Source organism: Mycobacterium sp. 5-140-3-2, assembly GCF_035666375.1.
GTDB lineage: Bacteria > Actinomycetota > Actinomycetes > Mycobacteriales > Mycobacteriaceae > Mycobacterium > Mycobacterium intracellulare.
Genome location: NZ_CP142025.1, coordinates 95,305 through 121,573, shown reverse-complemented (window position 1 = coordinate 121,573; position 26,269 = coordinate 95,305). Strand labels below are relative to the sequence as shown.

Genomic DNA, 26,269 nt, shown 5'->3' with positions numbered 1-26,269 from the left:
GGCAACCGGAACACTTCGTAAAGCCGTGTGGCCCAGGCGATTCAAATTCACTGAACATCATTGTTCAGCGGGGCGTGCCTGGCCTCTGCGTACGAAAGTAGGTGGGCAACCAAGACCGGTCAACCGGACGGGCCGGGCGCATATCGAATGCAAATGTTTGCGCGGGCCCGTCAGCGGTGCCGCAAATCTCTCATTCCAGAACGAAGACCGGGATCTGTCGTGCCGTCTTGGTTTGGTATTCCGCGTAGGGAGGAAAGGCCTCAACGGCCCGCTGCCACCACTCGTCGCGCTCGGGCCCCTCGAGTTCGCGAGCCGTGAGCGTGGCGACCTTGTCGCCGTCTTGCAGCGTCACCGTCGGGTTCGCCTTGACGTTGGCGTACCACGCGGGATGCTCGGGGGCGCCACCGTGGGACGCGACGATGACGTAGCGGCCGTCCTTCTCGACCCGCATCAGCGGTACATAACGCCGTTTGCCGGACTTCGCCCCCGTGACGGTCAGCAGGACGATGGGCCGGTCGAAGACCTCGACCCCGTCGGTGGTGCCGCGGCCCAGGATTTGTTCGGTCTGCTCGCGGACCCAGCCCCTGGGGCTCAGCTCGATGTGGTCGCCCATAACGACAGTGAACACCACCGCCTGCTCCGGCGGAGCGGGTACAGTCGAGTCGACACTTACATAAGCTAACTAATCAGGCGTTCGTGGCCGAGAGGAGATTGGCGTGGCCCGCACCGAGAACGACACGTGGGATCTGGCGTCCAGCGTCGGAGTCACCGCGACAGCGGTCGCCGCACAGCGCGCGATCGCCTCCCAAGGCCCGGACGCCCTGCTGAACGACCCCTGGGCCGACCCGCTCGTGCGCGCCGTCGGCACCGAGACCTTCATCAAGCTCCTCGACAGCCCGCTCGACCGCAGCGACGATCCGCTGCTGAACCGCCAGGCCGTCAAGGAACAGATCACGGTGCGCACCCGGTTCTTCGACGACTTCTTCCTGCAAGCGACGGGCTCGGGCATCCGGCAAGCCGTCATCCTGGCGTCCGGACTGGACACCAGGGCCTACCGGCTGGCCTGGCCCGCGGGCACGATCGTCTACGAGATCGACCAACCCGAGGTCATCGAGTTCAAGACGCGGACGCTGGCCGGCCTGGGTGCCGCGCCGGGCGCGGAGCGGCGGACGGTTCCGATCGACCTGCGAGACGATTGGCCGGCGGCGCTCGCGGATGCCGGATTCGACGCCGCACAACCGACCGCCTGGAGCGCCGAGGGCCTGCTCGTCTACTTGCCGCCCGAGGCGCAAGACCGCCTGTTCGACAACATCGCCGCCGCGTCGGCGACCGGCAGCCGGATCGCCACAGAACACTTGGACCTGCGCAAGATTCCGTCGGATTGGGCACAGAAGCTGACCGAGCGGTCACGGCGCATCGGGTCCAGCATCAATCTGGCCGAGCTTTTCTACACCGGCGAGCGCAACACCGCGGCCGAATACCTCGCCGCGCGCGGGTGGCAGACCGACATCTGGACCACCGAGCAGGCCTTCGCCGCCCAGGGGTTCGGCGTGCCCAACGATGAGCTGGCCTCGTTCGGCGACGCGTCGGGCTACCTGACCGCGACACTTCGGTAGCGGCCACCACGGGCATCGCCGGGCCGATCCCCGCTATATCAACTTTGTTGACACATATCAGGTTGGTTGATATCAATGGTGGTATGACTCAGCCAACGCAAGAGATGTTCGAAGCTGCTTACCGGGGCGAGGCCCCCGAGATGGGCGAGGGCAACCGGCCGCCATGGAGCATCGGTGAGCCGCAGCCCGAGATCGCGGCCCTCATCGAGGCCGGCAAGTTCCACGGCGACGTGCTCGACGCCGGTTGCGGTGAGGCGGCGGTGTCGCTGTACCTCGCCGAACGCGGTTTCACCACGGTGGGCCTGGACCAGTCGCCCACCGCCATCGAGTTGGCGCGCGAGAAGGCCGCCCGGCGCGGCCTGACCAGCGCCAGCTTCGACGTCGCGGACATCAGTGCCTTCACCGGGTACGACGGCCGCTTCGGAACCATCGTCGACAGCACCCTGTTCCACTCGATGCCCGTCGAGCTGCGCGACGGCTATCAGCAGTCGATCGTGCGGGCCGCCGCGCCCGGAGCGTCGTACTTCGTGCTGGTCTTTGACCGCGCCGCCATGCCGGCCGATGGCCCGGTCAACGCGGTCACCGAAGACGAACTGCGCGACGCGGTCTCCAAGTACTGGGTGATCGACGAGATCCGCCCGGCACGTATCCACGCCAACGTGCCGGAGAGCTTTCTGGAAGGCTTCCAGGCCTTCGCCGGTGCCGACATCCGTGACGAGGGCAACGGCCGCAAGTCCGTAGGGGCCTGGTTACTGTCCGCGCATCTCGGTTAGCGGCGCGACCTACGGGCCGTCCCAGCTCTCCGGCAGCATCGGCAGACGGGCGCCGTCGCCGGGCTGATCGCCGGCCAACGTGATCAGGCCTCCCGCCCGCACGCCGGGCTTGGGCAGCGTCCCGGTGAAACCCTCGATCGCACCAGGGGAGTCCGACGCCAGGGCGCGGACGGGCTGGGACGGGCTCACCGCGCCGGAATCGTCGTCGGCCTCGATGAATTCGTACCGGTAGCCGGGGTCGATGACCGAACGCGGGCGGCGCCGCGACCGTGCCTGCTCCCGTTCCGGTGCGCTCACGCGCGCCGGCGCCGCGGCGCCCTGCGCGGCCGGTAGCTCGGTTCTGGTGCGGCTCTGCGCTTTCGAACCCATGCCGAGGCCGAGGCCGCCCACCATGTAGCCGAAGCCCTCGGCGCCGGTCACCGGAGCGGGGGGCGTGGGGGGCGCCGCGGGCGGCGCGACGGTGGAGACCGTGGTCGCCGGGGCCGACGCCACCGACGTGACCGGCGCCGCCGGTGAGGCCGGGGCCATCGGAGCCATCGCCGGCGCAACCGACACCAGCGGCGGCTGCATCCCCACCACGGCGGGTTGCGGGGCGGCGACGGGCGCCGGGGCCGGCGCAGCCACCCCGGCCAGCCCCGCCAGACCCGCCAGTCCGGCGAGTCCTCCCAGGCTGGTGATGGACAGGCTCAAGCCGACCTGCAACAGCAGCGGCAGCTCCTGGAGGATGAACCGCAGCGTCCTGATCGTCCAGTTGATGATCCGGAAGGTCTGCCAGGCGATGAAATAATTCATCAGCGCCGGGAATGTGGACGGGTTGAGCAGACCTGACGCGTTCTGCTGAAGCCACGCCAGCGCCTGGGCGTTTCCGTTGAAGAAGTTCCCCAGATTCTGCAGATACTCCGACGGGCTCCAGTTCGGCTGTCCCTGGCCGGGGATCTTTTCGCCGTCGGGCCCGAAGAGCATCTCCCAGATCTCTTCGGGTGTGGGCAATTGGAACGACCCCTGCCCGCCGCCGCCGCCTGACCCAGTTCCGGTCCCGCCGCCCGCCCCAGTTCCGGTCCCGGTGCCGGTCCCCGCGCCGGCCCCGGTTCCAGTGCCGGTCCCCTTGCCACCGCCCGACCCGGCGCCGCTGGTCAATTGCACGGCTTCGGTCGTGACCTGATAGGTGCTCATCGTGGTGGCCGCCTGGGTCCACATCCGCGCGTAGTCGGCCTCGTTGAGCGCAATCGGAATCGTATTGACCCCAAAGAAATTCGTTGCCACCAAGGCGGCGTGCATGGCATGGTTGGCGGCCAACTCGGGCAGCGTCGGCATCGCGGCCAGGGCGGCCGTGTAAGCGGTGGCCACCCCCTGATGTTGGGCGGCCGCCTCGGCGCTCAGCGTGCCGGCCAGCTCCAGCCAGGCCAGGTACGGCATGTGCGCGGCGACATACGTTTCCGCGGTCGGGCCATCCCACACCCCGGCCGATCCGGTCAGTACCGCCGTCAATTCCGTTGCCGCCGACTGGTATTGGGAGCTCAGGGCGGCCCAGGTGCCCGCCGCGGCGAGCAGCGGGCCCGGCCCGGGACCACTGCTCAGCAACGTCGAATGCACCTCGGGGGGCAGCGCCATCCATACCGGAGCGGTCATCGTCAGCCGCCTGCCCCCAGGTACGTCGCCGCGTCCGCCGCGTCCTGGGCGGCGTAACCGACGCCCGCGAGGCTCACACCCAGCCCGGCCCGGCCCAACACCTCGACGCCCTTGGCCGCCGCGGCCGTATGCTGGCTGCCCCTGCCGCTGAAAACCGCGGCGGCTCCGAGCGATACCGGATCGGCCGCCGGTGGAACCACCGCCGAGACCACCGGGGCGGCGGCCGCGTGTGCGGCCGCGAGCTGGGCGGTGATGGCCTCCACCGCCGCGCTCGTCGCGGCCAGGCCCTCGGGAAGGACTCGTAGCGTCATAGCGGCCACTCCTCACATCGGTTTCTGCCCATGAACATCGCCGCCACCCAGGCGAGCAGACCGGCTGACAATCCGAAAACCAGATGCCAGCCGGCCTTTTCGAGCAGCCCGCTCGACACCCAGGTCGACACATGACCGCCGGCGCGCAGGCCGAACACCGAACTGGCCAGTGCGACAAGATGAATCGGGGCGGCGGCTGGCGCCAACAACCATCGCCGCACCCGCACCGCCGGCAGCGCGGCGGCGGTGTACAGCAACGCCGCCGCGGCCACATAGCGACTACTCCACAACGGGTCGCCCCACCCGTGCATCGGCAACGTCGCCACCGTGGAGGCCGCCCCGACCACGAGTACCGTCTCGCGCCGGACGGTTACCAGCGCCACCGCCACCAAGAGGGTCAGCCAGACCAATCCACGGTGCCCGGGCAGGCCCAGCGGGATCCGGACATCGGTGGAGGCGACGATCGTGGCGGCGGCAAGCAGGGGGAACACCGCCTCGCGGGCGGCCATGAAGCCGGCCGCGGGGCGTTGCATCACGGTCATCCGGAAAGCATAAATTGCGAGCAGCTACCCTGACCCTCATTTGCGGCGTATTCACAGGATAGGATCCGAAAATGCGCAGCTATACGCCGTCGCTTCGGGCAGTCGCGGTCCTGGCCGTCAGCGCTGGGATCGCGGCGTGCGGCCCCTCCGGGACCGACAACCGGCTCGTCGTCCAGGACAACCACCGCGTCCTCGACCAGTTCACCATCGCGCAGCTGCAGCAGCTCCCCCAGGTGGAGATCACCACGCCGCAATCGCACGGAGCACAGGCCCAGAAGGGGCCCAGCGTGCGCTCGATTCTCAACGCGGCGGGCGCGGCCGACGCCACCCGGGTCCGGGTCGAGGGGCGTGACCCGGCCCAGACGCTGATCGCCGCCGCGCTCGACGATCAGACCATCCTCAGCTTCACCAAACGCAACACGCTCAAGCTGACGGGCGCGCGGCTCAGCCGCGATCAATGGGTTCGCGATGTCACCGCCCTGGTGGTCAACCCATGACCGAAGCTGTCGCGCTCGCCGGTGTGGACCTGCTCGTCGGCATCGACGACACCGACAACGCCTACACACCCGGCACCGGTCGGCGCGCCCGCGCGCTGCTTCGCGAGTTGGCGGCGGCGGGCCTCGGCGCCCCCGCCGGCGCCACCCGTCACCAGCTGCTCGTCGACGACCGGATCCCCTATACGTCCCACAATTCGAGCGCCTGCCTGGCCTGGCGCAGCGCCGACGGCGACCCCCACGGGGCACGAGGCGAAATCATCGAACTCGCCGGGCGATTCCTGGAACGGGTCTGCCCACCCGACGCCGACCCCGGCCTCGCCGTCGTCATTCCGGGGGATCTCGACGACGCAGCGCCACTCATCGAGTTCGGTCGCCGCGCCAAACGAGAGGTGTTGCATCCCAGCGAAGCCCGCGAACTCGGCCCGGCGCTCGGGGTGCATCTGTCGGGACACGGCGGCACCCATGAGGGCATGACCGGCGCGCTGGCGGCGATCGGACTGCACCTGTCCGGCAACGACGGCCTGTTCATCACCCTGCCCGGCATCCGCAAGCTGCCCCATCACGCCACGCTCGACACCGTCCGCACCCTGACACCGATCGATCTCGCCCGCGACGACCTGCACCGCCAGCCGACACCCGGCGAGGTGATCGAACTGGGCGACTGGGTGCGCCCGGTGCTGCTCGACGGACTGGCCGTCCTGCTTCTCGAGCCTCCGCGCGGTCGGGACGGGGGCGGCAGAACCTGGCGAACCGCCCCGCGCGCCGTGGTCAAACGGTATTGAGTGTTTCGACGCGTGCGATTCGGGCGACCCTGACAGGAGCCATCGCAGACGTTCGGAGGAGATCCCGGTGGATCAGGAAGTCAACGCCGACTCGCCCGCTGCGCCCCAGGACGCGCGGAAGACAACCGAGGAACAACGCAAACTGCAGGAACAGCTCGAGCACCAGCACGAAGACCCCAACGCGCCGGGTTTGCACCAGTCGCGGCATGACACCCCCGACGAGAGCACGCGATAGGCTCACCGACAACTGTTGATTACCAAGCGTTTTCGGATCCCGATTATTGTCGATCAGCCTTCGCTGTGCTCGATGCGGGCTCGACGATCGTGGGCGAGCGCCGCGGCCGCCACCCAGGTCAGGGTCAGGCCCCCGAGGGCGGCCGCGGGGATCGCCCACGCGCGCCGGGCCATCAGCGCGTTATTGCACTGGCGCACGTAGTTGTTGCCCGCCGCGTGCGGCGCACCGGCGCTTGCCTTTTGGCCGGGCGGCTTCTTCTCCGCATTGGAGGCCTGGGTCAGATCGGTGGTAAAACCGCTGCCGCATTTGACTTGCCAACCGAACTGGTCGTAGGCCTCGATGAAAACCGGGAACCGGAGCGCGAAAAGTCCGCCGGCCAAGAACACCACCGCCGCGAAGACAATGAGCGGTCCGCGGGTGACCATCCCCCTGAGCCCCTAGGTCATGCACACGTTGGCGAAAAGCAGCACCGGCCAGGACACGATCGAGCCGAGGAACGACACCACCAAATCGACGCCGTGCATGTCGTGCAGATGCGCCGTGTGGGTGCTCGACCAGATCACGCCGACGATCAGGTACGGCGTACCCAGCAGGATGCCCAGTCCCAGCAGTTCGGCGATGCTCAACTGATACTCGAGGAGCTTGCGGAGTCTGGCGAGCATGAGCGTCCCTTTCGCGCGGGCGCCGCCGGAATTGCCGCCGGCCCACACCAAGCGATGAGGACCACCACATTCCGGCGCGCGGACTAGACGCTGAATATGTTAATCTCTATTCGCACGTTTTGGTAGTGCAGGGGAACGGCCGGCGGTGATCGGCATGGCGACTTTACGCGGAGATATGCTGCTGCAACAGCACGTTCAGTACCACCGACTCGTCGGTCGCTGCGCACGCATCACAGCAAGTGCAGCGCGGTTCTTCGGAGTGAATTGTCTTTCAGCGACGTTGTCGGATCTCGCCGACCGCGTCGGGCGACGCGGCCGGCCGCCCCAGCACCGTCACTTCCATCAGGCGACGAACCGTGAGTGTGGCGGACTGACTGGTGTCGGGGTACACGAGTCGCCCGATGTCCACCGCGAGCGCGAACGCGGCGTGCACGGCGTACCGCGCGCGTCCCAGGGTGAGTTCCGGTCTTGCCGCGACGGCCAACCGGGCCCAGGATTCGACGGTCGAGCGCTGAATGTTGTAGAGCAGCACCGCATCTGACTCGGGCAGGTTGTGACGCTCGGTGTAATAGACGCACGCGAGCTCGGGGTTGGCGAAGGACCGGGTCACATAGGCGTCGATGAGCCGGGCGAGTGCCTGCTCCGGATCGTCGCTGGTGGCCAGGATGCTGGACAGGTCGCCGGAGAGTTGGTCGGCGGCGCGCCGGTAGTAGACCGCCAAGATGGCGGCCTTCCCCGGAAAGTATTGGTAGATGCTGGCAACCGGTATGCCCACCGCGGCGGCGATGTCCTCCATCCCGGTCTCGCGGTAACCGCGCTCGTTGAACAGGCGCATCGACTCATGGAGCAGCAGCTCGTAGCTGCCCGCGGCGCTGGTCAGCGTCGACGTCCGCAGCGGTTCGGAGCCGCGTGGGTGCTGCGCCGGCAACTCGGCGTGCAACACCGCGGTCGCGATATCGGTGAGCGCTGCCCGGATCTCCGCGTTGCCGAGGCGGGACCGATGGTCGGTGATACTGCCGATGACGCTCAACGTGGCCGCCGACAGCAACCAGCGTTGCCGCGATGTGAGTTTGGGGCGCAGCCTGACCAACGGCCGCTGCAGGCGCCGGTTGATCCGCTTGATCTGCTCCGCCGAAGCGCGTTGGTCGTCCCCGCGCAGATAGCGGCCTTCCCACCGATACAGCCCGCCGGTGGTGCGGTTGACGATGGTGGTGTCGATCAGCGCACGGGTGAGCGCGCTGAGGACCTTTTCGGGATCGGCGTCGGCGGGCACGTCGTCGGCGAACGCCGTCGCGTCGACCAGTTGCTGGCCCAGCGCCAAGACGACATCGCGGAACAGGTCGTATTTGCCTTGCGAATGCCGGTACAGCGCGGCCGCGGAAATCCCGACCCTCGCCGCGATGTTCTCCATGCTGACGGCGTGGTAGCCGAGCTCGCTGAAGGCATCGGTGGCGGCGCGGGCGATCTGGATCTTGCGGTCCTTCGGGCGCCGCTTGACGTGATCCGCAGACGAGCGGCTAGCCGATGGCATACAGATCACCGTAGCCGCAGCGGCGGCTGATCGGGCGATCGGTGGACCGCCGGTTTTGTGGGGACGGCAAGGTGGGGCCGCCCGGCCGGGCGCAGCGTCGTACGCGAGGTCATTGGACGTCTAACCCCGTTACGCCCCGCCGAATTCCGGCCGCAGCACCGGGCTGAGCGCGCTGAGCGGGATGTGTGGCTGGGCGGTGCCTCCGTCCATAAACCATTGCTGGGACTGCCCGTACTGGATCGGGGAGTCGTGCCCGACCGGGTAGTCCGGCATGTAGAGAATCAGCTCGTCGGGCGTGAGCGCCCACGCCTTGTAGCCCCCGGAGAACACGTTGTCCGGTGTCCAGCGGTCGACGGTGAACGGATATGTCCCCGGGGTGTGTTGCCACGCGGCGCGGTCGAGCGCCTCCTGAATGAAGGGTTCGGCCAACGGAGGGATAGCGGTCAGCGGGGCGACACCGGGTTTGGTGATGTCAGCCAGCTGCAGCGGCCGTCCGGACGCCATGTCGAAGGTGAACGTGCGATAGGCGTTGTTGAACGACGGCCCGTCGGCGTGGTAGTCCTCGTGGAAGGCCACGCTGAGCGCGCGCCCATGCGAGAAGACTTGGAAGTTCTCCTCGCCCCAGCTGTCTTGGACCATCGAGGCGCCCTTCGCGCGCCAGTTGTTCATCAGGGTGTGCAGGTACTCGCGGATCGCGGGGCCGCTGGTCGGGTTTTCGACCAGATCGCCCGGCAGGGCCATCTTGATGTCGCGCACGGCTTTTCGCTCGGATGTCACCGAGGCGTGGCAGTACTGTCCGTCCCAGTCGCCGCCGAGGTCGCCGCAAAACGACTGCGCCGACGCCGACGCCGGCGGCGCGGTCAACACCGCCGTGGCCACCGCCGCGGCCACCGCCGCGACACTGGCCGAGAGCCGGATAATCCGCATGACCGAAACGCCCTAGGGGAGTTCGACTTTGCTGGCCAGCCAATGGCCGCCGACATTGTCCATCGTGATCTTCATCCGACTCCGGTCGACGCGGCCGTCGGGACGCACGGCATTGCTGACCGTCTGGTCGACCATCAACAACACCACCACCCTGGTTTTGCTCAGGGATTCGATCGCGGAGTCGACGACCGTGCCGTGCGCGGTGGCCTTGTTGTCGACCAGCAGCTGCCGAAGCTGCACGCTGGCCTTGGTGTAGGTGTCCTTGAATTCCCCTGTGGCGCCGTCGAGTACGGCGGAGAAGTTCTGGTCGACCTGGTTGGAGTCGATGCTGGTCAGCACCTGGGCATAATCGATCGCGGTTCGCTGGGCCGCCTGCCCGGCCTGAGTCACCGTGTGCTCATCCCACAGCTTCCAGCCCAGCCCGCCCGCAAGGCCGAATGCGCCCAGGTAGACGGCGGCCACCACGGCGACGCCGGCGTACCTTTTCCACTGGCGCGCCGCGGTTTTCGGGCCCTTCTCCCCGGCATCCGACGCGTCTTCGCCGTCGTCGGGCGGCTTCTCGATGTCCTCGGTGGTGTCGCATTCTTGGTCGGCGGTCACGGTCACGGTTTCTCCTCGAGGTCTGGGCGTCGGTAGGTCAGTGGGGTGGTTCGATCGGCAGCACCGGTCCGCCGTACGGCGTGGGAATGGTGAACCGGCCCTTGGGCGTTGGATCCGCGGTTTGGCCGAGGTCGGCGCCGGCCGGGGGGCCCGCGGTGTCGTCGCCGCCCGGCCGGGGGGCGTTCTTGGCGCCGCGGATCAACACCTGGGGATCGTCGTCGCGGCAATAGGTGTACAGGAACGGTTCGGGGTAGTCCGCCGACGACGACGGCCGGCGCGGGGTGCCGTAGTCACAGGTGTAGCGCGGGTAGATGTCGGCGGTCGCCCACAGCCCGTGCTCGTGCATGGTCGTCATCAGGGCCTCGAGCGTGGACCCCCGGTAGTTCGGGAAGACCGCGTTCAAGGCAGGAACCCGGACATAGATGATCCGCGCGGTGGTCACCAGGTTGGCCAGCAGCCCGACCATGGTGTCGGAGTTGTCGTCGAACAGGTTGTCCACCGACGACATCGCGTGCGGTGTCTGGTCGACGAATTTGCGATAGCCGCGGTCCATTTTGTTCACACCGGTCATGAGGTCGCCGACATTGCGTGCGGCGACCGCGAGCCCGGCATTCTTGTCGGAGAGGGTGGTCAGGACGACGCGACTGGTCTTGAGCATGCTGACGGTCTGCGGCAGCACCGGGTCCATCGTGGAGAGCAGGAACGTCGAACCGTCGATGATGTCGGTGAGCTTTTGCGGGCCCTCCTTGCTCAAACTCAGTTCGCGCTTCACGATTTCGAGCTTCTTCGGGTCGGCTTGGGCGAGCATCCCATCGGCGTCGGCCAGCACCTGGGACAGCGGGATGGGAGTCGTGGTCCGCTGTGGGCCGATCACGCTGCCGTTCGACAGGAACGGTCCGCTGTTGGAGGCGGGCTCGAAATCGATGTACTGTTCGCCGGCGGGCGAGAGTCCGGACACCCGCACCGGGCTGACAGCGGGAATCTTGGTGTTCGCGTTGATGTTTGCGATCACCTCGACACCGGTGGGTGTGGGTCGCAGCGACTGAATCCGCCCGACCCGGATCCCGCGGACGGAGACGTCCTGGTTGGCCAGCAACCCGCCGGATTCGGGCAGCCGGATCGTGACCTGGAAGGTGGAGTCCAGCGGATTGATGCGCAGTGCGCCGATCGCCAGGTAGGCCAGGCCGACCACGAGGGTGAGCACCAAGGCGAGGCCGGACAGCCAGGCGCGCTGGCGGTGGCCGGCTCGGACCGCGGCGACGATGATTCGAGCGAGGGTGTCGATCATCGCGGTGGCTCCGGGTTGATGGGATCGGGCGGCGCTTCTCCCCCGGGCGCCGGGGGGAGGGGCGGACCGCTCGGCGTCCACGGGGTCTGGCCCATCGGCGTTTGCGGCCCGCGACCCACGACGCGTTCCTGCAGGCGCCACAGCACGTACTTGATGGAGCCGATCATGTAGTTCCAGTCGCGGCGCATGGGTCCGTGAAATGCCGGGTCGCCCTTGAACCCCCCGGTCTCCGCCCCGGTACCGGGTCGCGATCCCATGACCAGCCGGTCGAAGCTTCCGCGTACCGAAATGGCGTCGCTGGACGTGGTTTTCACGAACGGCGGGATCAGCCGGTTCAGCGCGGCGAGGCTGGTATCGGGGCTCAGCACCACGTCGTTCCAGGCGGCGGCGATGGTGTTGGCGTCCTTGATGACGCTGCGGCCTGTCTTGTCGGTGCCGGCGATGGAGGGGAATTTGGAGAGCTGCCGGGTCGTGGCGCCGAGTTCGTCGACCACGTCGGCGATTTCATCGGCGTTGCTGGACAACACGTTCGTGGCCGGGCCGACGGCCTGCAAGACCTCGGTGATCGCCTGGTTCTTCTCATCCAGGCGATCGGCCAGGCCCGCCGTCTCGGTCACCGCCGCGTCGATCTGCTCCGATCGGGCGTTGAGCTTGCCCAGCAATAGATTGGTCCGGTTGATCAGGTCGCCGAACGCGCGTCCCTGGTCGCCTGTCGCCTTCCCGGCGCCGTTGACGATGTTGGTGAAGTTGCGGACCGCACCGCCGTTGACGAGCAGCGCGGCCGAGCTGAGCACGCTCTCGACGGTGGCGGCGGCGCGGGTGGCCGGCAGCCCGATGGTTTCGCCGCCCTTGAGCAGCGGCGCATTCGGGTCCACCGGGGTCGGTGGCTTGATGGCGACGAACACGTCGCCGAGCGGTGTCGCGGATCGCAGCTCCGCGGTGCTGCCGACGGGGATGCGCACGCCGTCCATGATGCGCAGGGTGGTCACCGCGGTGTAGTTGCGCGCGACCATCTTCTCGAGTTGCCCGACGTCGGCTCCGGCGAGTTTGACCTTGGCATGGGCGGGCAGATTCAGGGCGTTGGAGAACACGGCGTTGAGCAAATATCCACCGCCGCCGATTCCCGGTGCCGGCAGCGGCAAACTGGCCAGGCCGTTGGTGGCACAGCCCGCACTGACCATCACCGCGCTCAGCGCCGCCGCCGCTGCCTTGTGCTTGCCCCAGGTCATCGCTACTGCCCCATCGCCGAGAGGCCCTCGAGGATGTAGGTCAGCCCGAAGTCCGGGCCGTAATCCTGGAGCGTCCCTGTGCTGCAGCCCAATTGGCGCAGGTGCATCAGATTGCACAGCTCCTTGGCCGACTGGCTGTCGGTGAGCGCCTTGTCGAGCAGGCCGTGCACACGGATCGCGCCATTGGTGCGGTCGACGGTGTTGTACAGGTTTTCCAGTGTCAGCGGGAGCACGTCCAGCATCTCGGCCACGACGCGCTGATCCGCGACAACCGTCTTGGCGACCGTGTCCCCGTTGCGGACGGCCTGCTTGAGGTTGTCGCGATTGTTCTCGATCAGCGTGGTGACTTCTTCGAGTATCCGGTTGATGGTCCGCCCGGTGGCGCCGGTGCCGAACTTCTCGTCCGCCAGGATCTGGCTGAGCTGCCGTGTGGTGGAACCGAACTCGCGTACCTTGGCGTCGTTGCGCGCGGCCGCCTCGGTGATCGAGCTGAGGTCGGTGATGATGGTGGTCAGTTGCTCGCGGGTGGTGACGCCACGCTCGGAGCTGAGGCGCAGCGCTTTGGAAAGCTCGTCGAGGGCGGCCAGGATCTTCTTGCCGTTCCCATCGGTGATGGCGACCGCCGCGTCGCTCAGGTCGGCGACCGGGCCGCCGCCTTTCCCGTCGCCCTTGAGCGATTTGGAGACTTTGTCGAGCATGTCGAGCACGCGGTCGAACGCCACGGGCGTCTTCGTCCTGGTCAGTCCGATGGTGTCGTGGTTCTTGAGCACCGGTCCGCTCCGGTATGGCGGGGTCAATTCAACCTGGCGGTCGGTGAGTATCGAGGTGGTGATCGTGACGGCACGGACCGCGGCGGGGATCTTGACCTTCTTGTCCAGCGTCAGCTCGGCCTCGACGTAACTGCCTTTGGACGTGACCTTGCTGACCTTCCCCACCGGCATGCCGAGCACCGCTACCACGTTTCCCTCGTAAAGGCCGGCGGCGCTGTCGAATTGAGCGATCACGGTCATCGTGTCTAGTCGGGATTTGACATAGTGCCCTACCAAGCCGATGGCGACGGCCGCCGCCGCGGCTGCCACGGCCGCGACGGCGATGAGCCTGCGCCGACCTGAAATCATTTGCAGTCCTTGAAGTACTGGATCATCTTGAATTCCTTCGCGCGCCCACTGATGGCGCACATCCACGAGTCGATGGCGAGCCCGTTGGGCAGGTTGAATTCGACGACCGGACCGTAGCCGGTGGCGTTCGTCAAGCCCCGCAGCGCCACCGGGGCGACCTGCAGCGTGTTGCGCACCAAGTCGTCGTGCTGGCCGATCATGTTCGTCAGGTCATGCAGGTTGACGAACAATTCGTCGAGCATGGGGCGGTTGGTGACGACGACCTTGTCGAGCTGATCGACCAGCTCGGTCAGCGCCGCGAACATGGCGTGGAAGGTGGCCTGGCGGGCCACCAGGTGGCCGAGCAGGTCCTGCCCTTGATCCATCAGATGCCCGATGTTGGTCTGCTGGCGCCGCAGCGTATTGACCACTCGCTGAGTGCTTTTCAGCAGCGTGCCGAGCTGTCCCCGGCGGTCGGCGGTGATCGTCGACAACGTCTGCAGGTTCGCGACCGCCTGCGGAACCAGCGGGGGCACCCCGCCCAGTTGCTTGCCCAGCACGGCGAGCGACTGCGCGAACTGGTCGGAATCGACCTGCTCGAATGTGGTGGTGGCGTCTTCGAGCAGAGACTGCAGGTCGTAGGGCACCGCCGTGTGGGACAGGGTGATCGTCTTGCCCGGAATCGATCCCGGGCCGTCGGGCACCAGCTCCAGATAGCGCGATCCAAGGATGGTCATCACCTTGATGACCGCCCGGGTGTCCTTGCCCAGCGCGACGTTGTCCCGCACGCTCAAGCCCGCTTCGACGTGATCGCCGTCGAGTTTCATGCTGGTGACGTGCCCGACCTCGATCCCGGCGATGGTGATGGGGTTTCCGGGCCGCAGCGTGGCGGCTTGCAGGAATTCGGCGGTGTAATGGGTGTAACCGACGCCGAGAAGCTTGATCCCCAGCGACACCGCGACGAGGACCGCGACCACCGCCAGCCCGCCCAGCCCGAGCCAGGTCCTGTTGTAGGACTCGAGCGGTCGCCAGCGCAGCCATCGGGTTCTCAGTGCGTCAGCCATTGGCCATGTTCCTGCATCGCGGGGTGTGCCACCCCATGTTCTTCGTGGTGATCGGATACGCGTTTCCGGGCGTGGCCGCGTTGACGATGAACGTGGTGATGTCGTTGAGCCCGGGGAAGAAGCCCGTCGCGTTCAGGTCACACGCGTAGGCGTTGCCGTAGGAACCCTCGCTGAGCGCCCGCGCGAAACCCTTGAGCAATAGGGGGAGGTTGTCACCGGTGAACGCCAGCTGGGGCTCGATTCCGGCCAGGTGCTTGCTGAATCCCGGCTCCCGGGTGATCAGCTGGTTCAATGACGGGTCGACGTCATCGGCGATCGCCGCGAGGCGGCGGGTCACGCGGGCGATCGAACCCACCGAGTCCTGCAGCGCCGGGCGGCGGGCATCGAAATTGGCTACCGCGGGGCGGGTTTGATCGAGGGTGTGGTCGAGGTCGTCGTTTTGCCGCGCGACGGTGTCGGTGACCTTGGTGAGATTGCTGATGAGGTCGCCCAACGACTGGTCGCGCGCCGACAGCGTCCGCGTGATCGTCGAGGTCTGCTGCACCAGCAGCGGAATGGACGCCTGGTCGCCTTGCAGCGACTGCAGGACCCCCTTGGTCAGGTCGTCGGCGTCTTTGGGGTTGAGCAGGGTGAACAGCGGCTCGAAACCGTTGAGCAGCTTGCCGACGTCAAAGGAGGGGTCGGTCTGCTGCACCGGTATCACGCTGCCCGCCGAAAGCATTCCCCTGCTGCCGGTTTCGCCGAGCGACAATCCCAGATAGCGCTGCCCGATGATGTTCTGGTAGGTCACCGATGCGACCGTGTTGCCGTACAGGTGCTGGTCGTTCTCGACGATGAACGAGACCTTCGCCAATTTGCCGGCCAATTCGATGTTTTCGACGCGGCCCACCCGCACGCCGGCCATACGGACGTCGTCGCCGATGCGTAGTCCATACACGTCGGTGAACATCGCCGCGTACGGCGTGGTCGGCCCGGCCACGTCGCGCCGCAGGGTGGCGTACACCATCCACGTCACGGCGATGGCGATCGCCATGAACAGCGACAGCCCGATCAGCGGTCCGCGTACCTTCATTTCGGCTCACCACCCGGCGCGGGCTGCGGTTGCTGTGGTTTCAGGGAGACCGTGGCGCCGCGCGCCACCGGGCCCAGCAGCAGTTGCGTCGCTACCGACGCCGGACGGCCCTGGCCGGTGATCGCGCCGAGTTGGTCACGTTCGTGTTGGCTGCCCACCGGGCCGACGTTGCCGCCGTAGGTCGCCGGCGCGGCCGCGTCGGGCGGGCCCGGACTCGGGGGAGGCGGTCCCGGCGCCGGTGCCGGCGGCGCGTCGTCGGGGACGGCGGTCCCCGGGACGCGGGGTGTCGGGCCGATCTGCCACGGCCACCACGGCAACGGCGGGTTGGGGTCTTCCAGGCTGGGATTCGGGTTGAACAGGGGCGGGCCCACCGCGGTGAGGTTGCCATCGGGTCCGATCTGCGTGCCCGGGGGCGGCGCCAAATCCGCTGGCGCGTGGTAGTTCTGCGGCAACAACACCTCGGGCAGGTCCGGGCGCACCGCGATGGTCGGGGCGGTGTAGCAGCTCGGCCCGAGCAACTGACCATACCGCGGGCAATCGGCGCGGGTGTAGGTGTAGGTCGGGGTGAGCGCCAGATTGACTCGCATGTTCCCGGTGTCCATTTCCGGGTCCCACACCTCTTCGAAGAACTTGTCGGACAGCCGGTTCAGCCGAGTGAAGATGGGGACGAATTTGTCGCTGTTCAGGGCGAACACGCCGAGGGCGGGCGTGAGGTTCTGGCTCATCTCGATCAGCTGGTCGGTGTGGTTGTCGAACGCTTGCCGGTTCACGCCGAAGGTGTGGCGCGAGCCGGTGACCAGAGACCGGAATTGCTCGTGCTTTTCGGCCAGGGTTTGCATCGGTTTGACCGCGTCGTGCAAGACGTCGACGAGGTCGGGCGCGGTGGCCTGCAGGCCGCGGGTGGCGTCCAGCAGCGCGGAGACCGTGGACGGGCCGGGGTAGGTGGTCACGATGGCATTGAGCTCGTCGAGCACCCGGGTCAGCTGCGCGCCGGCGTTGAGCAAGGTGCCGCGCCGGTTGTTGGTGGCGGCCGCGACGGCGGCCAGGATGCCGACACTGTGGTCTTCGCGGCCCCGGCCGGTCGCGGCCAGGATGTCGCGTAGCTTGCTGATCGTGGTCTGGAAGATCACCGTCGACAGCTGCAGGTCCTCGGGGATGCGCGTCCCGTTGCGGATGCTCGGGCTCGGGGCGCCGTCGACGAGTTGCACCGACGAGACCGCGAACACGTTGCTGGGCACCACGCGCGCGGTCACCGCGCTCGGGATGTCCTTGGCGTATTCGGGTTTGAGGTTGATGTGCACGTAGTTCGGCTTGCCGTAGGCCGCCGGGACGACGTTGTCGACGGCGCCGACGAGCAGCCCGTGGTATTTGACATCGGACCGCGCCGGCAGCCCATCGCCCACGTTCGTCAGCTCGGCGACCACGCGGATGTAGTCGTTGAGCCGGCCGGTGGACTTCAGCAGCAGGCTTCCCGTGATCAGTCCCGCGATCAGCAGCACCGTCGCGCCCAGGGCCACCAGCTGTTGGTCGGTGGGGCCCCGCCCGTCGAAATCTAGCGAATTGGCCATTCAGCCACCGAATCTCGCGCCGGCGTCGATGCTCCACAGCGCCATCGTGAGCAACATGTTGACCATGATCACGACGGTGATGCTCGCCCGCATGGCATGGCCGGCCGCGACGCCCACGCCCTCGGGTCCGCCCGCGGCGTAGAACCCGTAGTAACACTGCACGGTGGAGGAAAGCCACACGAAGACAACGCATTTGAGTACCGAGTAGGCGATGTCCTTGGTGCTGAGCATCATGGTGAAGTAGTGCAGGTACGGGCCGATCGATCCGCCGCTGATGATGTTGGCGACCACCTGGCACGTGAGGTAGGTGACGGCGAGGCAGGCGATGTAGAGCGGGATGACGGCGATGACGGAGGCCATCAGCCTCGTCGTGACCAGGAACGGGATGGGGCGTATCGCCAGGGATTCCAGGGCGTCGATCTCTTCGGCGATGCGCATGGCGCCGAGTTGGGCGGTGAACCGGCAGCCGGCCTGCATCGCGAACGCCAGGGAGGCCATGATGGGCGCCAGTTCGCGGGTGTTGACCAGTGACGAGATGATCCCGGTGGCGGGGCCGAGGCCGAGCAGGTTGAGAAAGTTGTATCCCTCCACGGCCACCAGTGCGCCGGCGGTGAAGCCGAGGACCACCGCGACGCCGGCGGTGCCGCCGCCGACCACGATCGAGCCGTTGCCCCAGGCGATGTTCGACAGCAATCGTAGGAATTCCGTGCGGTATTGCCGAAGCACGATCGGCACCGCGAGCACGGCACGGACGAAGAAGACCAGCATGTGTCCCAGCCGCATGGTAGGTGCGGCCGCGACCCGGTACGCGCCGATGAACGGTCGTGCGAGTCCGGGAACGTATGCGGAGGCCGTCATTTCACAGTCCCGTCCTGGGGAACAGCGTGTTGTACAACTGGCTGATCCCGACGTTGACGATCATCAGCACCAAAATCGACTCCACCACGGCCGCGTTCACCGAGTTGGCCACGCCCGCCGGCCCGCCCTTGGTGAAAAGCCCTTTTTGGCAGGCGATTACCGCCACGATGGCTCCGTAGATCACGGCCTTGAGCAGCGCGACGATCATGTCCTCCGTGGTGGCGAACGACGAAAACGTCGCCACGAAACTTCCCGGTGCGCCGCGTTGGAAGTAGACGTTGAACAGATAACTGGCCAAAAAGCCGACGAAGCAGGTGATTCCGGTCAGCGCCACGCCGACCATGATGGCGGCGGCGAAGCGAGGGACGACCAGGCGGCGGATTACCGAGACCCCCATGACCTCCATGGCGTCGGTTTCTTCGCGCATGGTCCGAGACCCGAGGTCCGCGGTGATGGCGGACCCGACGGCCGATGCCATCAGCACCGCGGCCACCAGCGAGGCGGCCTGACGGATCACGGCGAGCCCACTGGCGGCGCCCGCCAGCGAGGTCGCGCCGACCTGGTTGGCCAGCAGGGCGAACTGGATGGACAGCGTCACCCCGATGGGCAGCGCCACCAGGACCGTGGGCAGCACGGCGGTCGCCGCCATGAAGGCCCCCTGCCGCACGAACTCCGCCCACTGGAAGCGGCCGGTGAACAGGTCGACCATGCAGTACTCGACCGTGCGGACCGCGAGGATGTACTGCTCGCCCAGTGTGTTCAGCGAGGCGAGGGGGTGCCGCACCACATAGCCCGCGGACCACTCCTGGATGGTGGCCACACTGTCGGGCGCCCGATCCTCGGTGAGCGGGCGATCGTCCTGGGCGGTCATCGCCGGATGCGCCTCGGCGCGGTCACTCGCCGGTACGGCTGTTCATCGGTGAACCTTTGCTGTGCCCCCACGGGCGGCTATGTTAACCGCTATTCAGGCTATGCGAAAGATCTCACTTTGCACTTTGTGCAGATTTGGCGCTCAATTGCCCCGCCTGGTGCCGCTATGGCCCGTGGTCACTTCGCATCTTCGCCTGCCAGCGGGTCCTTGACGCGACGCCGACTTCGCGAGAAGATCCCGTTCCAGGCCACAGATGTTACTGGACATTTGTCGACTAAATGGTTGGTTAGAGCGGTCGCGAGTTATCGTGTTCTCGGGGAAGGCGCGGATGATTCTGGCGAGGTTGCGACAGGCGGGCGGAGGCATCGTGTGTGCCGGCCAGGCGCTGCTCGCGACCGCCGTCGTGCTTTCCGGCACCGCCTACGCCGATCCGGGTGAACCTCCCCCACCGCAGCCGGCGTTCACGCCCGCGCCCAGCGATTGGTCACCGAACTTCGACGTCTGGCCCTACAACACGTTCACCTCTCGGGTGACCCCCGAGATGATCGGCGGAATGTCCGACTCCTGCCAATGGTTCAAGTCCCAATTCGATCCGTTGATGGGCCAGATCAACGACTTCAATCGCCACCTCGGTGACCACCATGACGACTACACGACCGGCGGCATGCAGCGGAACGCCGATGCCGTTGTCGCCAACATCGATCGGTCGACGGCCTTTCTGGGCCCGCGGGTGAAGCCACTGATCATCACCAACGAACCCGACAACTTCGGCCCCTATTCGCCGTTATACGGCGGGGAATCCATGGTCCACTTGGCATTTCAGTTGTCCCGGATCAGCGACAGCATCAAGAGAAAGGATCCGTCGGGCGTCACCCACGCGAATATCGTCTCGGCCATCGGCTGGGCGAACGCGCTGCGTGACTCCGGCGCATGTAACTGATGAACCATCGCCCATCGCTACGAACAGTCGGCAACCCACGGACGTGGTTGGTGAGTCGCTTCCGCATCGCCGCAGAAGGCACAGAAGTTGCCGAAGACACGGAAGCGGCGGAGGCCGAGGACGACGACGTCAGCCGTCCACCGGCCGACGCCTCCCCGGACACGGACCCCGGTGAGGGCTCTGCCGACGGGGAAGACGATCAGCGTCCGAGCAAGCGAAAGGGCCGGCGCGTCAACGTCGCTCGTTGGGCGGCCGCTCTGATTCTGGCGGTCGTACTCGCCGGCGCCGGATACGAGGGCTGGTTGCTGTTCCAGCATCACCAGAAGGACGTGGCGGCGGCCCAAGCACTCACTGCGGCAAAGAAATACATCCTCGCGCTGACCAGCGTGGACACCAACGCGATCGACAAGAACTTCGCCGAAGTCCTCGACGGCTCGACCGGCGAGTTCAAGGACATGTACACGAAATCCAGCGCCCAGCTGCGCCAAACGCTCATCGACAACAAGGCGGCGGCGCACGGCAACGTCGTCGACGCGGCGGTCCAGTCGGCGACCGAGGACAAGGTGGACGTCGTGCTGTTCGTGGATCAGTCGGTGAGCAACGGTGCGGCGCCGGCACCTCAGCTGGACCGCAGCAGGGTAAAGATGACGATGGAAAAGGTGGACGGCCGATGGCTGGCCAGCAAGGTCGAACTGCCGTGAAGTGATGCGCCGGTGGCCTGTTCAGGCGCGCCAGGCTTGTTTGGCCACCCGATAGAAGTTGCCACCGAGGACCGCGTGGATGTCACGACCGTTCCATCCCCTTCCCCGCAGGTGCTCACCGAGTGTCACAAAGGTTTCCGGCGGCACCCACTGGATCGGGCCCCAGCGGGTGTAGCTGGCGTCGAACAGGTGGGGATTGCGGCGCAGCTCGTTGGCGAAATCGGCGGCGTCGAAACAGAAGTCGGTGCTGATACCGACGTGCTCGATGCCGACGAGGTCGACGGCGTATTCGAGGTGCCCTGTCATCGCTTCCAGCGTGGGCGTGTTGGGTCCGAGGAAGATGCCGACGCCGGTGATGCCGATGACACCGCCCGTCTGCGCGCAGGCCCTGGCCTGATCGTCGGTGATGTTGCGGGGATGGTCCCACAACGCGCGCATGCATGAGTGGCTGTAAATGACCGGGCCGGTCGATACCTCGCACATGTCGAGACCGGTGCGCGCACTGCAGTGAGACCCGTCGGGAACGATGCCGACCGTGTTCAGTTCCGCGACGATCGCACGGCCCCAGGCGGTGAGGCCGCCGTCGGTGCGGTCGAGGCAGCCGCTGCCCGCGCGGTTGGCGTTGTTATAGGTCGGCAACAGGGTGCGCACTCCCAGGTTCGCCAGCCTCCGCAGATTCTCCAGGTCGTCGTCAAGCGGGCGTGAATCTTCCAGGTCGAAGACGACCGCGATGCGCCCGGCTTGGGTCGCCGCGTCTACCTCACCGAGGGTGGCCGCCAATTCCAGGCCGGGGTGGTCGTCGATCGCGGCACGATAGTGATCCAGCAGCGCCACGGCGTCGCCGAAGCTGTGTGGTGAATATCCCGCGTTGACCGAAAGCACCGTGCCACCGGCGAATTGGTAACGATTCAACGGCCCGATGTCGGCGTCGGTGGCGAGCGGCAGGCACGTGTGCTGGTCCCACAACAGGGCGGTCATGGTGGTGAACTCTCCTGAGGCGAGCCGTTACCCTCGAGCGCGGAGTCGACGGCCCGATCGGCCAGTTCGGGCCAGGGCCTCGGTTCGCGCGGGGACACGGGCGGGTCGGCCAAGCGACGATGCCACCAGCCGACATCCCACCATCTTTGTCGCTTGAAGCCCCCGTCGCGAAAGACGCCGACCGGGGTGAAGCCCAAGGCTTCGTGCAGACCGACACTGGCAGCGTTGGGAAGCGTGATGCCGGCATAGGCATTGATGTGCCCCTGTGCGGCAAGCACATTCAGCAGCGCCGTGTAAATTCGGCGGCCATGTCCCCGGCCCTGAACGGATGTGTCGAGGTACACCGAAACATCGACGCACCAACGGTAGGCGTCCCGTGCCCGGTGTGGGCTTGCGTAGGCGTATCCCTTGGGGCCTCGACTGTCCGCGACGACCAGCCAGGGCAGCGTTGCCAGCGTGGTGGTCATCCTCGACCGCATCTCCTGAACGCTCGGGGCGACCGTCTCGAAGGACACGGCCGTGTCCCGCACATACGGCAGATAGATGTCCACGATGGCGCCCGCGTCCTCGGGCGTGGCCATTCTTAGCCTCACGACCACAGAAGGCTAGCCGCACGACGGCCGATGGTCGCGGCCTTCAGGAAAAGAACCTGGCCATAAGGGCTTCTGCGAACGGGCGATGCGTGGTGTTTTGCGAAGACGCGAGCAACCAGCGCCCGTCGGTCCGCACGGCGACACTGGTGTTCACCCGGGCATTGCGCCGGTTGCGTCGCCGCCTCACCACCGTCGCGTTCGCGTGAATCAGCGCCACGTCGGGTGTGAGAAACCGGAGCTGGGCGACGTCGATCCGTAGCCGGGTGCCCTTGAGGAGCTTGCGGAACAGCGGGGCGTACGACGCCGCAATCGCGTCGCGGCCCGTATGGTGGGCGCCCAGAAAGGTGACGTAGTCCGCATCCGCGGTGAAGACACTGGCGTAGGCGTCGGGATCGCCTGCCGCCCAACCCCTTACCTGCTGATCGATCAGCCCGCGGATCGCGTCTTCGTCGGCCCGCCGCTCACCGGTCGTCACAATGCCTCCCGCAATCGATGGTGTCGATGCTGCTGCGCCCGTCGGAATCGTTGCCGCAAGTTGGCTCGAAGGACGCGAAGCAACAACGTGGGGTCCTGCAGCCGCACCGGTGGGTCGACGAGGTGAGTGACCCGCAGCAGGCGTTCGGTGACCGCGGTGTCGTCGCCGGCGGCGTTCAGCATCGCCCCGACCAGACGGCCCCGCAGCCACCGTTGCAGGGAAGGCTTGCGGTTCGACGACCGGTTGCGGTCGTTGGCCTGATTCATCGCCCATGTCGGCCGGATGCCGCGTGCCGCCATGAGGAAGAAGCGCTGGGCCAAGTCGGCGTCGCCGCCGCGTAGGCAGTCACGCAGTGCCAGCGCTTGCTGCGCCGCCATTGTCATGCCTTGCCCGTACACCGGGTTAGGGCTGCAGAGCGCATCGCCGATGACGAGCAGTCCGCGGGGGAGTCTCGTCATGTGGTCGTAGCGCCGCCAAACCGCCGCGGGATTGCGGAAGGTGGCAATGTCCGCGAGCGGGTGCGCGCGGTGTAGCCCGTCCATGATTTCCGGGGGCAATGCACCCTCGGCCAGCGCAAGCATGGTGGCGAAATCGGGTGGCGCCCCGCCCGTGTCGATGGTGCGGGCGACCGCGAACATCCAGGTGTCGTTCTCGCAGGCCAGCAGCAGCCCGCCGGGCTTGCCACGGAGCCCGAGGTTGAACACGACCATCTGCTCGTTGATGCATCCGTTAGGGATGCTCAGCAGTTGGCTGGAATAGCCCAGCATGGCGGTGGAGCGCGTCTCGGGCGGGCGTCCGTAGCCCATCCCCTCTAAAAACGCCGGGGTGCGGGCGGACCGGCCCATCGCGTCGACGACCAGATCGGCGGCCAGGTCCCCCGGCGTGCCGTTGTCGTGCTGCACTATTCGCACGCCGGCAATGGCATTTGCCTCGGTGAGCGGCTCGATCACCTCATGGCCCTCGAGAAACCGCACGTTGGGCAGATTCGCGACGCGTCGATGCACATGGGACTCCACAAAAGGTCGCGTCGCCAGGCACAACGTCACCGCCGTGGGATCGGTCAACGTGCCCGCACGTTGGAGCTCGTAGCGGCCCGCCCGCACATAAAGCCGCGACAAGTCGCCGTCGTCGATGACAACCGCACCGGCGGCGCCCAGCTCGTCAATCAGCCCGGGAAACAGTTCGGCGAGCACCTGCGTGCCGCGGCTCAGGAAATTGTGGATGTGACGCCCTTGTGGCACACCCTTCCGGTGAATGGGAAGGCCGAGAGTCTTGTCACGCTCGATGACGCACACCGAGTCGTAGACATCCGAAAGTACCCGCGCGGCAAGCAGACCCGCGATCCCCGCACCTAGCACAACGGCGTGCTCACGCGAGGCGTTCACGGCACAGGCCTGTGAACAGAGGAGCCCACACGGTTTGTGGTGTGACCCATGCCGCAGCAGCATACCGCAAATCTAAGGTTATGGTAAGAATATTAAGGCGATGATAATACGGCTTCCGCCACGGCCGACCGGCGGGATCCGTGGAGATCGCAGTCCCTCCCGGACAACGGCACGCACCTCAACACGGTGAAAGTTGGATCTATGCACAGCTTTTGGGACATGGGTGGCCCTCCTGGCGTCCATTCCGATGATTCGCTGCCACCCACAGGGCCGCCGTGGATGCGCGAGCATGCTTTCGAAATTGTTCCGCTGCAGTTAAAGTGGGGCGTCGGCGCGGCTGACCTGCATCACGAATAGGGAGGGTCAAACTGTTCTCCCGTTCGCGCCAGCTACCCGTTACACCGGCGTGGTTCACTGCCGCACTCGATCAACAGCCCGAGCACGGCGAGGTCGATGTCGACGGCTGCCGTATCCACCTACGCATTTGGGGTGCCGCCGACCAGCCGCCGGTGGTGCTGATCCACGGCGGCGGAGCCCACTCCGGTTGGTGGGACCACATCGCGCCGTTCATTTCCCGTACCCACCGGGTGATTGCGCTGGATCTGTCCGGCCATGGCGACAGCGGGTCGCGCGCCAACTATGACCTGCGGATCTGGGCGAGCGAAGTGATGGCCGCCGCGTCCGCCGCGGGCCCCGCCGGGAGGCCGACCATCGTCGGCCACAGCATGGGCGGTTGGGTCGCATCCACAACGGCGATGCACCACAGCCGGCAGATCAACAGCATGTTGGTGATCGATTCGCCGCTGTGGGAGCGTGCGCCGGAGGAAGAACGCCTACGCCGGCACAAACACACCGAATATCGGACGAAAGACGAGATCCTGGCCCGGTTTACGGCCGTGCCGTCGCAGGAGTTGATCCTCCCCTATGTCCGCCGGCATATCGCGGCGGAGTCGGTACGCAAGTCCGACGGGGGCTGGGTTTGGAAATTCGATCCGGCGATTTACGGCGGTGAGTATCTCGATCCGACGCCCGCTGACGAGGAATCGCTGGAGAGCATGCTCGCCGCGATGCGCTGCCGCGTAGGGTATTTGCGTTGCGAGGCCGGATTGGTGCCGCCCGCCATGGCCGAACGGATTCGCTCCCTCCTGCAGCTGAGGGGCCCGTTTGTCGAGCTGGCCGAAGCCGGTCATCACCCGATGCTGGACCAGCCGCTTCCCCTGGTCGCGACGCTACGGACGCTGCTGGAATTCTGGTCGATCACCTAGGCCCGTGCGCGGCGGGCCAGCTTCGCGGGCTGGTCGATGATCAGGGCCTTGCCCTGCTGCCGGATCCAGCCGCGCTGGGTGAAATCCGATAGCGCCTTGTTGACCGTTTCGCGCGAGGAACCGACGAGTTGAGCGAGCTCCTTTTGCGTGAGGTGATGCTCGACGCGCACCGGTCCCCCGCTGTTGGTACCGAAACGCATTGCCAGATCGAGGATTTGCTTGGCGACCCGGGCGGGCACATCGGTGAAGATCAAGTCGCACAGCGTGTTGTTGGTGTGCCGGAGCCGACGCGCCAGCACCCGTAGCAGCTGCTCCGCGATTTCGGGGCGTTCGGCCATCCATGTTCGCAGGGCGTGGCGGTCCATCCTGACGGTCTCCACCTCGGTCAGCGTGATCACCGTCGAGGTTCGCGGGCCCGGATCGAACAGTGCGAGCTCGCCGAACACGTCGCCGGGGCCCAGCACCGCGAAGACGGTTTCACGGCCGTCGGCGGTCTGATGACGGATCTTCACCGAACCCGCCAAGATCACGAAGAGGTCGTCGCCCGCCTCGCCCTCGACGAAGACGGTGCGCCTGCGCGGGAAGGAGACGTGCTGCAGGTGGCGGGCCAACGCGGCGACCGCGTCGGGTGCAATTCCCTGGAAGATGCCGGCTCGCGCCAAAATGTCGTCCACGCCGCCCCTTTCAACGCGTTCCGCACGGCGTTTGCGCGCACTAGGCGCTACTCCGGGTTGGGGGCGTCTTGGCTCGCGTCCTCGACTTTACACGAGGGTTAAATTC

General features: G+C 66.8%; 30 protein-coding genes. 8 read left to right on the top strand and 22 right to left on the bottom strand.

The genetic code is table 11. The annotated features are described in order from the left end of the window. Positions 1 to 190: 190 nt before the first annotated feature. Positions 191 to 613, bottom strand: coding sequence for a nitroreductase family deazaflavin-dependent oxidoreductase (locus P6281_RS00630; RefSeq protein ID WP_014378805.1), 423 nt, complete (start codon positions 611 to 613; stop codon positions 191 to 193). 103 nt (positions 614 to 716) lie between these two features. Here P6281_RS00630 and P6281_RS00625 point away from each other — a divergent pair, with 103 nt between their 5' ends. Beyond that, positions 717 to 1,616, top strand: a complete 900-nt coding sequence (locus P6281_RS00625) for a class I SAM-dependent methyltransferase (RefSeq protein ID WP_014378804.1) — start codon at positions 717 to 719, stop codon at positions 1,614 to 1,616. Positions 1,617 to 1,699: 83 nt separating this feature from the next. After that, positions 1,700 to 2,389 (top strand): class I SAM-dependent methyltransferase, encoded by a 690-nt coding sequence (locus tag P6281_RS00620; protein ID WP_014378803.1) that lies wholly within the window; start codon positions 1,700 to 1,702, stop codon positions 2,387 to 2,389. Positions 2,390 to 2,398: 9 nt separating this feature from the next. On the opposite strand, the gene P6281_RS00615 is transcribed toward P6281_RS00620, so the two are convergent. Genes P6281_RS00615 through P6281_RS00605 form a run of 3 tightly spaced genes read right to left on the bottom strand, consistent with a single transcriptional unit; the run spans position 2,399 to position 4,871 of the window. Beyond that, entirely contained in the window at positions 2,399 to 4,018 is a 1,620-nt protein-coding gene (locus tag P6281_RS00615) for a PPE family protein (protein WP_225331989.1), read from the bottom strand. Positions 4,019 to 4,020: 2 nt separating this feature from the next. After that, positions 4,021 to 4,329, bottom strand: coding sequence for a PE family protein (locus P6281_RS00610; protein ID WP_009955621.1), 309 nt, complete (start codon positions 4,327 to 4,329; stop codon positions 4,021 to 4,023). Beyond that, positions 4,326 to 4,871: a hypothetical protein gene (locus P6281_RS00605; protein WP_009955622.1), complete on the bottom strand. Its 546-nt coding sequence runs from the start codon at positions 4,869 to 4,871 to the stop codon at positions 4,326 to 4,328. Before P6281_RS00605 ends, P6281_RS00610 begins: the two co-directional genes overlap by 4 nt. A gap of 71 nt (positions 4,872 to 4,942) precedes the next feature. Here P6281_RS00605 and P6281_RS00600 point away from each other — a divergent pair, with 71 nt between their 5' ends. The 3 genes from P6281_RS00600 to P6281_RS00590 all read left to right on the top strand — a co-directional run bounded on the left by P6281_RS00600 (position 4,943) and on the right by P6281_RS00590 (position 6,385). Then, positions 4,943 to 5,368, top strand: coding sequence for a hypothetical protein (locus tag P6281_RS00600; protein WP_009955624.1), 426 nt, complete (start codon positions 4,943 to 4,945; stop codon positions 5,366 to 5,368). Continuing rightward, positions 5,365 to 6,150: a hypothetical protein gene (locus P6281_RS00595; RefSeq protein WP_009955625.1), complete on the top strand. Its 786-nt coding sequence runs from the start codon at positions 5,365 to 5,367 to the stop codon at positions 6,148 to 6,150. The genes P6281_RS00600 and P6281_RS00595 overlap by 4 nt, the downstream gene beginning before the upstream one ends. 67 nt (positions 6,151 to 6,217) lie before the next feature. Then, positions 6,218 to 6,385, top strand: a complete 168-nt coding sequence (locus P6281_RS00590) for a hypothetical protein (protein ID WP_009955626.1) — start codon at positions 6,218 to 6,220, stop codon at positions 6,383 to 6,385. A gap of 53 nt (positions 6,386 to 6,438) precedes the next feature. On the opposite strand, the gene P6281_RS00585 is transcribed toward P6281_RS00590, so the two are convergent. The 13 genes from P6281_RS00585 to P6281_RS00525 all read right to left on the bottom strand — a co-directional run bounded on the left by P6281_RS00585 (position 6,439) and on the right by P6281_RS00525 (position 19,152). Further along, entirely contained in the window at positions 6,439 to 6,810 is a 372-nt protein-coding gene (locus P6281_RS00585) for a hypothetical protein (RefSeq protein WP_009955627.1), read from the bottom strand. 12 nt (positions 6,811 to 6,822) lie between these two features. Continuing rightward, positions 6,823 to 7,047, bottom strand: coding sequence for a hypothetical protein (locus tag P6281_RS00580; RefSeq protein WP_014710781.1), 225 nt, complete (start codon positions 7,045 to 7,047; stop codon positions 6,823 to 6,825). A gap of 271 nt (positions 7,048 to 7,318) precedes the next feature. Next, positions 7,319 to 8,578: a TetR/AcrR family transcriptional regulator gene (locus tag P6281_RS00575; protein WP_009955629.1), complete on the bottom strand. Its 1,260-nt coding sequence runs from the start codon at positions 8,576 to 8,578 to the stop codon at positions 7,319 to 7,321. A 129-nt stretch (positions 8,579 to 8,707) separates the two neighbouring features. Continuing rightward, complete coding sequence (locus P6281_RS00570; RefSeq protein WP_014710780.1) at positions 8,708 to 9,505, bottom strand: mannan-binding family protein; 798 nt, start codon at positions 9,503 to 9,505, stop codon at positions 8,708 to 8,710. Between the two features lie 12 nt (positions 9,506 to 9,517). Next, positions 9,518 to 10,111: a hypothetical protein gene (locus P6281_RS00565; protein WP_014378798.1), complete on the bottom strand. Its 594-nt coding sequence runs from the start codon at positions 10,109 to 10,111 to the stop codon at positions 9,518 to 9,520. 31 nt (positions 10,112 to 10,142) lie between these two features. Beyond that, positions 10,143 to 11,393, bottom strand: coding sequence for an MlaD family protein (locus P6281_RS00560; protein ID WP_014381598.1), 1,251 nt, complete (start codon positions 11,391 to 11,393; stop codon positions 10,143 to 10,145). Next, positions 11,390 to 12,622, bottom strand: coding sequence for an MlaD family protein (locus P6281_RS00555; RefSeq protein ID WP_014378796.1), 1,233 nt, complete (start codon positions 12,620 to 12,622; stop codon positions 11,390 to 11,392). The genes P6281_RS00560 and P6281_RS00555 overlap by 4 nt, the downstream gene beginning before the upstream one ends. A gap of 2 nt (positions 12,623 to 12,624) precedes the next feature. After that, a complete protein-coding gene (locus P6281_RS00550; RefSeq protein WP_324738570.1) occupies positions 12,625 to 13,740 on the bottom strand; it encodes an MCE family protein in 1,116 nt (371 codons plus the stop codon). Continuing rightward, positions 13,737 to 14,783 carry an MCE family protein gene (locus tag P6281_RS00545; RefSeq protein WP_009955638.1) on the bottom strand — a complete coding sequence of 349 codons (1,047 nt, stop codon included), beginning with the start codon at positions 14,781 to 14,783 and terminating at the stop codon, positions 13,737 to 13,739. Before P6281_RS00545 ends, P6281_RS00550 begins: the two co-directional genes overlap by 4 nt. After that, a complete protein-coding gene (locus P6281_RS00540) occupies positions 14,776 to 15,855 on the bottom strand; it encodes an MlaD family protein (RefSeq protein ID WP_324738569.1) in 1,080 nt (359 codons plus the stop codon). The genes P6281_RS00545 and P6281_RS00540 overlap by 8 nt, the downstream gene beginning before the upstream one ends. Further along, positions 15,852 to 17,423, bottom strand: a complete 1,572-nt coding sequence (locus tag P6281_RS00535) for an MlaD family protein (protein ID WP_202349641.1) — start codon at positions 17,421 to 17,423, stop codon at positions 15,852 to 15,854. The genes P6281_RS00540 and P6281_RS00535 overlap by 4 nt, the downstream gene beginning before the upstream one ends. Further along, a complete protein-coding gene (locus P6281_RS00530; protein ID WP_009952080.1) occupies positions 17,424 to 18,281 on the bottom strand; it encodes an ABC transporter permease in 858 nt (285 codons plus the stop codon). 1 nt (position 18,282) lies between these two features. Beyond that, the gene (locus tag P6281_RS00525; RefSeq protein WP_008262772.1) at positions 18,283 to 19,152 is read right to left on the bottom strand and encodes an MlaE family ABC transporter permease; all 870 of its coding nucleotides are present in this window, start codon (positions 19,150 to 19,152) and stop codon (positions 18,283 to 18,285) included. Positions 19,153 to 19,480: 328 nt separating this feature from the next. Between P6281_RS00525 and P6281_RS00520 the strand changes: the two genes are divergently transcribed. After that, entirely contained in the window at positions 19,481 to 20,092 is a 612-nt protein-coding gene (locus tag P6281_RS00520; RefSeq protein ID WP_009952082.1) for a hypothetical protein, read from the top strand. Then, positions 20,092 to 20,793: a hypothetical protein gene (locus P6281_RS00515; RefSeq protein WP_026071081.1), complete on the top strand. Its 702-nt coding sequence runs from the start codon at positions 20,092 to 20,094 to the stop codon at positions 20,791 to 20,793. The genes P6281_RS00520 and P6281_RS00515 overlap by 1 nt, the downstream gene beginning before the upstream one ends. 21 nt (positions 20,794 to 20,814) lie before the next feature. On the opposite strand, the gene P6281_RS00510 is transcribed toward P6281_RS00515, so the two are convergent. The 4 genes from P6281_RS00510 to P6281_RS00495 are packed head-to-tail and all read right to left on the bottom strand — an operon-like array spanning position 20,815 to position 24,224. Then, positions 20,815 to 21,771, bottom strand: coding sequence for a dipeptidase (locus P6281_RS00510; RefSeq protein ID WP_201407149.1), 957 nt, complete (start codon positions 21,769 to 21,771; stop codon positions 20,815 to 20,817). Next, the gene (locus tag P6281_RS00505) at positions 21,768 to 22,352 is read right to left on the bottom strand and encodes an arsinothricin resistance N-acetyltransferase ArsN1 family B (protein ID WP_202349640.1); all 585 of its coding nucleotides are present in this window, start codon (positions 22,350 to 22,352) and stop codon (positions 21,768 to 21,770) included. Before P6281_RS00505 ends, P6281_RS00510 begins: the two co-directional genes overlap by 4 nt. Before the next feature lie 55 nt (positions 22,353 to 22,407). After that, positions 22,408 to 22,839 carry an SgcJ/EcaC family oxidoreductase gene (locus P6281_RS00500; RefSeq protein ID WP_009952089.1) on the bottom strand — a complete coding sequence of 144 codons (432 nt, stop codon included), beginning with the start codon at positions 22,837 to 22,839 and terminating at the stop codon, positions 22,408 to 22,410. Next, positions 22,836 to 24,224 carry an FAD-dependent oxidoreductase gene (locus tag P6281_RS00495; RefSeq protein WP_009952091.1) on the bottom strand — a complete coding sequence of 463 codons (1,389 nt, stop codon included), beginning with the start codon at positions 24,222 to 24,224 and terminating at the stop codon, positions 22,836 to 22,838. The genes P6281_RS00500 and P6281_RS00495 overlap by 4 nt, the downstream gene beginning before the upstream one ends. 368 nt (positions 24,225 to 24,592) lie before the next feature. Here P6281_RS00495 and P6281_RS00490 point away from each other — a divergent pair, with 368 nt between their 5' ends. After that, positions 24,593 to 25,489: an alpha/beta fold hydrolase gene (locus P6281_RS00490; protein ID WP_162832309.1), complete on the top strand. Its 897-nt coding sequence runs from the start codon at positions 24,593 to 24,595 to the stop codon at positions 25,487 to 25,489. Here P6281_RS00490 and P6281_RS00485 read toward each other — a convergent pair. Beyond that, positions 25,486 to 26,163, bottom strand: coding sequence for a Crp/Fnr family transcriptional regulator (locus P6281_RS00485; protein ID WP_009952093.1), 678 nt, complete (start codon positions 26,161 to 26,163; stop codon positions 25,486 to 25,488). The two genes, P6281_RS00490 and P6281_RS00485, sit on opposite strands and share 4 nt — an antisense overlap. Positions 26,164 to 26,269: the final 106 nt, after the last annotated feature.